Annotated in this window: 6 protein-coding genes; 3 read left to right on the forward strand and 3 right to left on the reverse strand. The window is 55.6% G+C overall.

Translation table 11 applies throughout. From position 1 onward, the window contains the following. Positions 1–378 precede the first annotated feature (378 nt). Positions 379–1,008: a protein-methionine-sulfoxide reductase heme-binding subunit MsrQ gene (gene msrQ / locus P8O11_RS05375; RefSeq protein ID WP_300292457.1), complete on the reverse strand. Its 630-nt coding sequence runs from the start codon at positions 1,006–1,008 to the stop codon at positions 379–381. A 113-nt stretch (positions 1,009–1,121) separates the two neighbouring features. On the opposite strand from msrQ, the gene P8O11_RS05380 reads away from it, so the two are divergent. After that, positions 1,122–1,733 carry a hypothetical protein gene (locus tag P8O11_RS05380; RefSeq protein ID WP_300292458.1) on the forward strand — a complete coding sequence of 204 codons (612 nt, stop codon included), beginning with the start codon at positions 1,122–1,124 and terminating at the stop codon, positions 1,731–1,733. Between the two features lie 31 nt (positions 1,734–1,764). On the opposite strand, the gene msrP is transcribed toward P8O11_RS05380, so the two are convergent. Both msrP and P8O11_RS05390 read right to left on the reverse strand, forming a co-directional pair. After that, positions 1,765–2,664, reverse strand: a complete 900-nt coding sequence (gene msrP, locus P8O11_RS05385; RefSeq protein ID WP_300292459.1) for a protein-methionine-sulfoxide reductase catalytic subunit MsrP — start codon at positions 2,662–2,664, stop codon at positions 1,765–1,767. Positions 2,665–2,836: 172 nt separating this feature from the next. Beyond that, entirely contained in the window at positions 2,837–4,336 is a 1,500-nt protein-coding gene (locus P8O11_RS05390) for an FMN-binding glutamate synthase family protein (protein WP_300292460.1), read from the reverse strand. Positions 4,337–4,440: 104 nt separating this feature from the next. Between P8O11_RS05390 and P8O11_RS05395 the strand changes: the two genes are divergently transcribed. Both P8O11_RS05395 and P8O11_RS05400 read left to right on the forward strand, forming a co-directional pair. Further along, positions 4,441–4,890 carry a DUF302 domain-containing protein gene (locus tag P8O11_RS05395; protein WP_300292461.1) on the forward strand — a complete coding sequence of 150 codons (450 nt, stop codon included), beginning with the start codon at positions 4,441–4,443 and terminating at the stop codon, positions 4,888–4,890. A 229-nt stretch (positions 4,891–5,119) separates the two neighbouring features. Further along, entirely contained in the window at positions 5,120–6,520 is a 1,401-nt protein-coding gene (locus P8O11_RS05400) for a calcium-binding protein (protein WP_300292462.1), read from the forward strand. Positions 6,521–6,743: the final 223 nt, after the last annotated feature.

A 6,743-nucleotide genomic window follows, 5' to 3' on the forward strand; every position in this document is an offset into this window, starting at 1 on the left:
AGAACCTCGAGAGCGTCGCTCCGTCCGTCCTTGCCGCGTCCCGTTGTGCACCTCAGCGCCGCCGGTGAAGTGGGTTCTAAGCCCAGTTCACCAAACCCGCAACCCCTTTTTTTATAAAACTGTCATTTTTTCGATTTTTGCCGATTTTCGTTTGTTTTCATTGGGTTGCATATCGTTAGTTTCCGAAATGAAGCCTCTGGCGACAGATAATTACGTACCCTTTTATCTGTGCCACACCACATATAGGGTTATCCACAGACTTACCCACAAGCCAGCCTTGCGAGCCACATTAACTCCCGCCTGAATGCAGTCAAATCACACCGATTCACCCGACCCGTTTTGTATTTCCGTGATTCATAAACGATTCATCCGACGATTTCAGCTCATACGGGAGGGGGGCTGCGCCGTTTTACGCCCCAAAGTGCGGCTCCGAAGCGAAATCAACCCGAGAATCGCCGACAAATACAGCATTGGTTCAATCTGGAAGCCCTTCACCAACATTACATAGTGTACGCCACCGAGAATCGCGGCCGGGTAGCTAAGCCTATGGAGCGTCCGCCATCGGGTCGCCCCCAACCTACGGATCGAGATATTATTAGAAGTGAGCGCAAGCGGCAGCAGGAGAGCAAACCCGGCCATGCCGACTGTTATATATGGCCTCTTCAGAATATCGGCCCAAATCTGCCCGATCTGTTGAACATCAAGCAACAGCCACACCAAAAGGTGCGCTACAATATAGAAGAACGCTGACAACCCCAGAGCGCGGCGAAACTTCAGGAGGTTCACGCCAGCAAAGCTTCTCAAAGGTGTTACTACCAGTGTCACCACGAGAGCCTTCAGACCTGCCGCGCCATAGGCATGCTCAAGCGCCTTTATCGGCTCGACGCCCAGCCCCCCAGTAAGGCCGAGATAAAACAGCCAGCAAATGTGCCCCATACACAGTATATATACAGGGGCTGTAGAAGCGCGCCGCAAAACGCTGTTCAGATTGCTCGTCCAGCTGCTCATCGGGCCCTCCAGTCAGATGTACGCGTGCGAGCACAATGGCGCCGTGTTTGTTCCATAGTTCCGTCCCAAAAATGTGGCGTGTTGCAAGCAGCAAAACCTCTCGGGACAAAACCATGGCCACATTTATAACAAACTATCTGATGTATCTGGTCATAGGCTCTGCCCTGCTCGGCGCTTTCGCCTTCAGGGCTTGGGGCCGTTCCAGGGGCAAGACATCTGTCTACGCCTCTGACACCAGCCTCAATGATGTCGCGCTGTCGCTTGCTGGCTCGTTGTTTGACAACTCGCCCGACAAGGTGATCGGCGGGGCGCAGACATACCGCTCCACTTGGGGGGCCAAGCTTCTGGTCCCCGCTGTCATGTTGCTCGTTGTATTCAGCTTTGACATCCCCGCCGTCATGGAAGGCCGCAGCGAAGCCGACAACCACATGACGACGCTCGTGCTCACCGCGGCGGGTCTTTACGTTGCCTTTCAGTGGATCATGTTGGCTTTCGTGCAGCGTATCACGGAGGATGGCTCGACAATCACAAGCCATGGCTACGCCTTGCGTCCGCAGTCGCGCCAACTCGATACGCTGATCGACATCCAGACGCATCCGGAAAAGCGCCTGCTCATGCTCAACTTCAAAGGCCAGCCGCCGATCTATGCGCCGCGGTTCCTGTCGCAGCGCGCAAACTTTGTCGCCGAGATCGAGGCCCATATCAGGCGCAACACCAGAATGTGATGGCGTGGCTCGGAGGCAGGCTGGCCGCATGTCAGAAGTTCTTCTTCAAATCCATGCCAGCATAGAGGCTCGCCACCTCTTCTTCATAGCCATTCATCATCAGTGTCGGCACACGGCTGGCAAAGAGCCCCCCACCAAGCTGACGTTCAGTGGCTTGAGACCAGCGCGGGTGGTCCACCTCAGGGTTCACATTACTATAAAAGCCATATTCGCGCGCATTGGCCTTGTTCCAGCTCGTGGGCGGCTCCTTGTCTGTTAGCGTGATCCGCACGACAGACTTGATACTCTTAAAGCCATACTTCCAAGGGACTACGAGCCTGAGCGGTGCGCCGTTCTGGTTCGGGATGTCCTCGCCGTATATCCCCGTCGCAATCATAGTGAGCGGATGCATCGCCTCATCAATGCGCAGCCCTTCGACATAGGGCCAGTCAAGCACAGGATATTTCACCCCCGGCATCTCGTCGGGCCGCAATACTGTTTCAAACGCCACATATTTCGCCCCGCTCTGCACACCTGCCATTTCGAGCAAATCGGCCAGCTCGAACCCGTTCCAGGGCACAACCATGCTCCAGGCCTCGACACAGCGGAAACGGTAAATGCGCTCTTCGATGCTCATCTTCGCCATGATATCTTCAAACGCATAAGTTGCGGGCCTGTCGACCAATCCGTCGATGGTCACACTCCAAGGCTCGGTCGTCAGCGTGTGGGCATATTTCGCAGGGTCTTCCTTGCCTGTCCCGAACTCATAATAGTTGCAGTAATTGCTAATGTCCTCAAACGTGTTGGGGACAAGCTCTTCAGCCTCAGCGGCGCCCGCCAGCCCGACAAGGCCAAGCCCAGCCGCGCCCGCCATAATCTGGCGGCGGTTGAGGAAAACGGATTGATCCGTCACTTCCTTGTCTTTCAGCGTATTGGTCCAGCGAAATGCCATGAGCTTGTCCTCTTTGTGTCTGGCTTTTAGATAGCGCCTCTCCCGCCCAGTTCCAAACCACAGTTTCTCACATCTGCGTTCATTTTTTGTAACGAAAGCATTTGCACAAAATCCTGCCACACAGGTTACGGCCAAGCACCTAAAAACAAGAGGGTCTGGTGCTTGCTCTACCTTACTTTCTGTCCCAGCGAGGTGACAGAACGGTTGGATAAATCTCGTTCATCGGCTTTGAGCGGCCGTCATCACAGACAATCCGCACATGCCGCCGCCGCATCAGCCGCGGCTCGGCCACCCCGACAGAATGCGCAATCGTCTCCACCTCGCTGATAATCTGCTTGGCATAGCGCGCGACTTTCTCGAACTTCTCTTCCACAACAAGTCCGCGCTGTAGCTTGGGGTCATGCGTGGTGATCCCCGTGGGGCAGGTGTTTTTGTTGCACTTAAGCGCCTGAATACAGCCAAGGGAGGACATGAACCCACGCGCCGAAGTGACAAAATCTGCGCCAGCACAAATCGCCCATGCTACATCAGATGGGTTCACAAGCTTACCAGAGGCAATAATCCTGATCCGCTCGTGCAGCCCGTACTTGTCGCGCAAATCCACCATCAGCGGCAGCGCCTCACGGATCGGCAGCCCAACCAAGTCCATCAGTGGCATCGGAGCGGCGCCCGTGCCCCCCTCACCTCCATCAACTGTAATAAAATCAGGCGCAGCGTCTTCGCCCCGTTTCACAACTTCCTCAAAGAACGGCTCCCAAGCCTCAGTCGTGCCAAACACAGTCTTTATACCCACGGGCTTACCGCTCGCGTTCCGAATGTGGGCGATCATGTCCAAGAGTTCGCCCCAGTCACCCGCCTCGATATGGCGATTGGGCGAAATACTCGCCGTCCCCTCTGGGATACCCCGAATAGCGGCAATCTCGGCGTTGACCTTTTCCGCAGGCAGAATGCCGCACTTGCCGGGCTTGGCGCCCTGCGCAAGTTTGAGCTCGAACATCTTGATCTGTGGAAGCGCAGCCAGTTCGCGCAGCTTTTCCTCGCTCAGCTTTCCTTCAGCGTCGCGCACCCCATATTTGGCCGTGCCGATCTGCATAATCACATCGCACCCACCCTCAAGGTGATGCGGCGCGCAGCCGCCCTCACCTGTGCTGAGCCAGATGCCCGCTTTTGCAGCGCCAAGGCTCAAGGCCCGCACTGCGGGCTTGGACAAAGCACCATAAGACATGCCCGAAATATTGAAGAAAGATGGTGCCATATAAGGAACGCGCGCGCGAGGCCCGATCATCATCGGCTCAGAGCTCGCAAATTGGTCGTTGAGCGGCGGAAACGGCGCATTGGTAAAGATTGCTGTTCCGGGCACGCCGAGATTACGCGTTGAGCCAAAAGCAATCGTGTTGCCCTCGCCATTCGCCGCATGCTCGACCCAATCGCGCTGCGCACGATTAAACGGCAGTTCCTCTCGGTCCATTGCGAAAAAATACTGGCGAAAGAACTCGCCCAATGTGCTGAAGATATGCCTGAACCGCCCGATCACAGGATAGTTGCGCCGTATCGCATCGCTGCGCTGCGTGCGGTCTATTATATAGAGTATCAAGACAAGCGCCGCGAGCGCGCCCAACACCCAAACAAAAGCCAAAGCCAGAAAATTCAAAACCGAAACCGCAAAACCCATCACATTCCCTGTTTGATATATATCAACGTCATCTTTACTCTAGTCCCTAGAGTGGGGCCGATCACTCCAGAGGGCAAGCAAAGCCCACCGAAAAGGAACCAAACATGCGCGCACTCCCCCTGACACTTGCCACCGCTTGCCTTACAGCAACGCAGGCTTTCGCCACAGATGGCATCATCAGCTACACCACTGAACAGAGCTTTGAAGATGTGGTCTTCGGTCTTGAAAATGCAATCCTCGATGAAGGGCTTGTCATCGATCATGTCTCTCATACGGGCGATATGCTTGAGCGCACCAAAGGCGATGTTGGCTCAGATGTGACTCTGTTTGAGAAGGCCGACATCTACAGCTTCTGTTCCGCCAAGCTCAGCCGCGAGGTGATGGAAGCCAATCCAATGAATGTGGTGTTCTGTCCCTATGATATCTTCGTCATCGTTTCACCCGACACGCCCGACGAAACTATGATCGGCTTTCGCACCTTCCCCGAAGGCGACATGAAAAAAGTCGAAAGCCTGCTGGATCGAATCGCTCGCGCAGCGATTGGAGAAGACTAGACCCCGCCTTCTATCGCCAGAGCGCAAACAATCCCACTGCGTTCGCCAAATTGTTTCAGCCCCGCAGCCTAGCAAAGCAGGCGCGGGGCTTCTTTGTCCAATTTCAGCCCTTTAGTCGCCTTTTTTCGCCCCATTTGATGTCAGTCCGTGTTAACCATGTTTTAAGAGGCAGGCGCAAAGTCCCATCGGCAGTTAAACAGTTTGATTTTTAACGATTTGGGGATGACTCATGCCGACTATCTTTGAAACAACCGACGCTGGCGTCTGGGACGATACAACCTACACAATGGATGTGGGCGATACCTTCGTCGGAGAAAGCTTTTCGCCTTTCGCCGACCGCGATTCAATCCGCGTCAACCTGCTCGCTGGGGTGACCTATACGTTCACCATGACGAGCACTTCAGACAATTGGGCGCATAACTTCCGTCTCGAACTTGGCCTGCCAATGGATTTCCCTGAAGTTGAAGTCATTGGCTCCGATCTGGCCCCCGCTGTCCTTACATTTACGCCCACTCAATCAGGTACATTTTACCTGACCACCGAAGATGGCACGATCGACGTCAATCAATCCTCCTACGAAATCACAATGACCAGCTCAGGCGCGCCCGTTGACCCGACGCCCGCACCCACAACAGGCGATGACACACTCGCCGGCACAGCGGGCAACGATAATGTCGATCTACTCGGCGGCAACGACGACTACACAGCAGGCGCGGGTGACGATACGGTCCGCGGCGGTGCTGGCAGCGACACTCTACGCGGCGGCGATGGCAACGATCTCCTTATTGGCGGCGGCGGAGGTGACAGCCTCGAAGGCGGCGCAGGAAATGATACGCTCCAAGGCAACAATGGTCATGATCGCCTCTCAGGCGGCACAGGCGATGATGTGCTCGACGGCGGCAACGGCAACGATGTCCTCAAAGGCGACGAAGGCAACGACGAGATCAATGGTGGCAATGGCAATGATGATATCCTCGGCGGAGAAGGCGACGACATCATTAATGGCGGCGACGGAGATGACTTCATCCGCTCCCATGAGGGCAACGACTATATCGACGGCGGCATCGGCGGCGATGTGATCCGCGCAGGTTCGGGAGATGACACCCTCCTTGGCGGCGACGGTCGTGACAAGCTCGAGGGCAATGAAGGCAACGACCTGATCTATGGTGGCGCCGATCGCGACCGCATCCTTGGCGATCAAGGCAACGATATGCTCTATGGCGAAGCCGACCATGACAAAATCAACGGGGGCGACGGCAACGATCTAGTCGACGGGGGCGCAGGCCGCGACAAGCTTTATGGCGATGCGGGCGATGATACGATCATCGGTGGCGCCGACAATGACGAGCTCTTTGGAGGCGCGGGGGCTGATGTCTTCGTCTTTGCCACAGGCGATGGCGACGACAAGATCAGAGATTTCGAAGACGGTGTCGATCTGATCGATGTCAGCGCCATGAGCTTCGGACTGAGCGCCACGATCGCCTTCGGATTCAACGAAACCATCGCCGCAGGCTCAAACTACATGCTTGAAGACGGCAGCGACAGCATCCTGATCTACAACAACTCAAGCTCGGCAATCACTCTTACGCAAGATGACTTCATCTACGAAAACATCTTTGTCGTTGGCTGATTGATTATCGAAAACCCAACCATAAGGCCGCTCCTCTCCTGGGAGCGGCCTTTTTCAATACATGGCCAGAGTGTAGCTCACATAACCCGTCAAAAAGACGGCCCCACTCAGCCGCCGAACCCGCCACGCAGCAAAAGCAAGGCCGTAAGTGCCGTGCTCGCTGCCAGTAGCACCCAAAGATCAACGCTCAAGAAGCGCGCCGCCACAGGCACGGGCGCAACAA

Source organism: Lentibacter sp., from assembly GCF_029254145.1.
In the GTDB taxonomy this organism is placed as follows: domain Bacteria; phylum Pseudomonadota; class Alphaproteobacteria; order Rhodobacterales; family Rhodobacteraceae; genus Lentibacter.

Bases quoted from the DNA above. Each gene is read 5' to 3' on its own strand.
- msrQ (WP_300292457.1), bottom strand. From the start codon at position 1,008: ATGAGCAGCTGGACGAGCAATCTGAACAGCGTTTTGCGGCGCGCTTCT.
- P8O11_RS05380 (WP_300292458.1), top strand. From the start codon at position 1,122: ATGGCCACATTTATAACAAACTATCTGATGTATCTGGTCATAGGCTCT.
- msrP (WP_300292459.1), bottom strand. From the start codon at position 2,664: ATGGCATTTCGCTGGACCAATACGCTGAAAGACAAGGAAGTGACGGAT.
- P8O11_RS05390 (WP_300292460.1), bottom strand. From the start codon at position 4,336: ATGGGTTTTGCGGTTTCGGTTTTGAATTTTCTGGCTTTGGCTTTTGTT.
- P8O11_RS05395 (WP_300292461.1), top strand. From the start codon at position 4,441: ATGCGCGCACTCCCCCTGACACTTGCCACCGCTTGCCTTACAGCAACG.
- P8O11_RS05400 (WP_300292462.1), top strand. From the start codon at position 5,120: ATGCCGACTATCTTTGAAACAACCGACGCTGGCGTCTGGGACGATACA.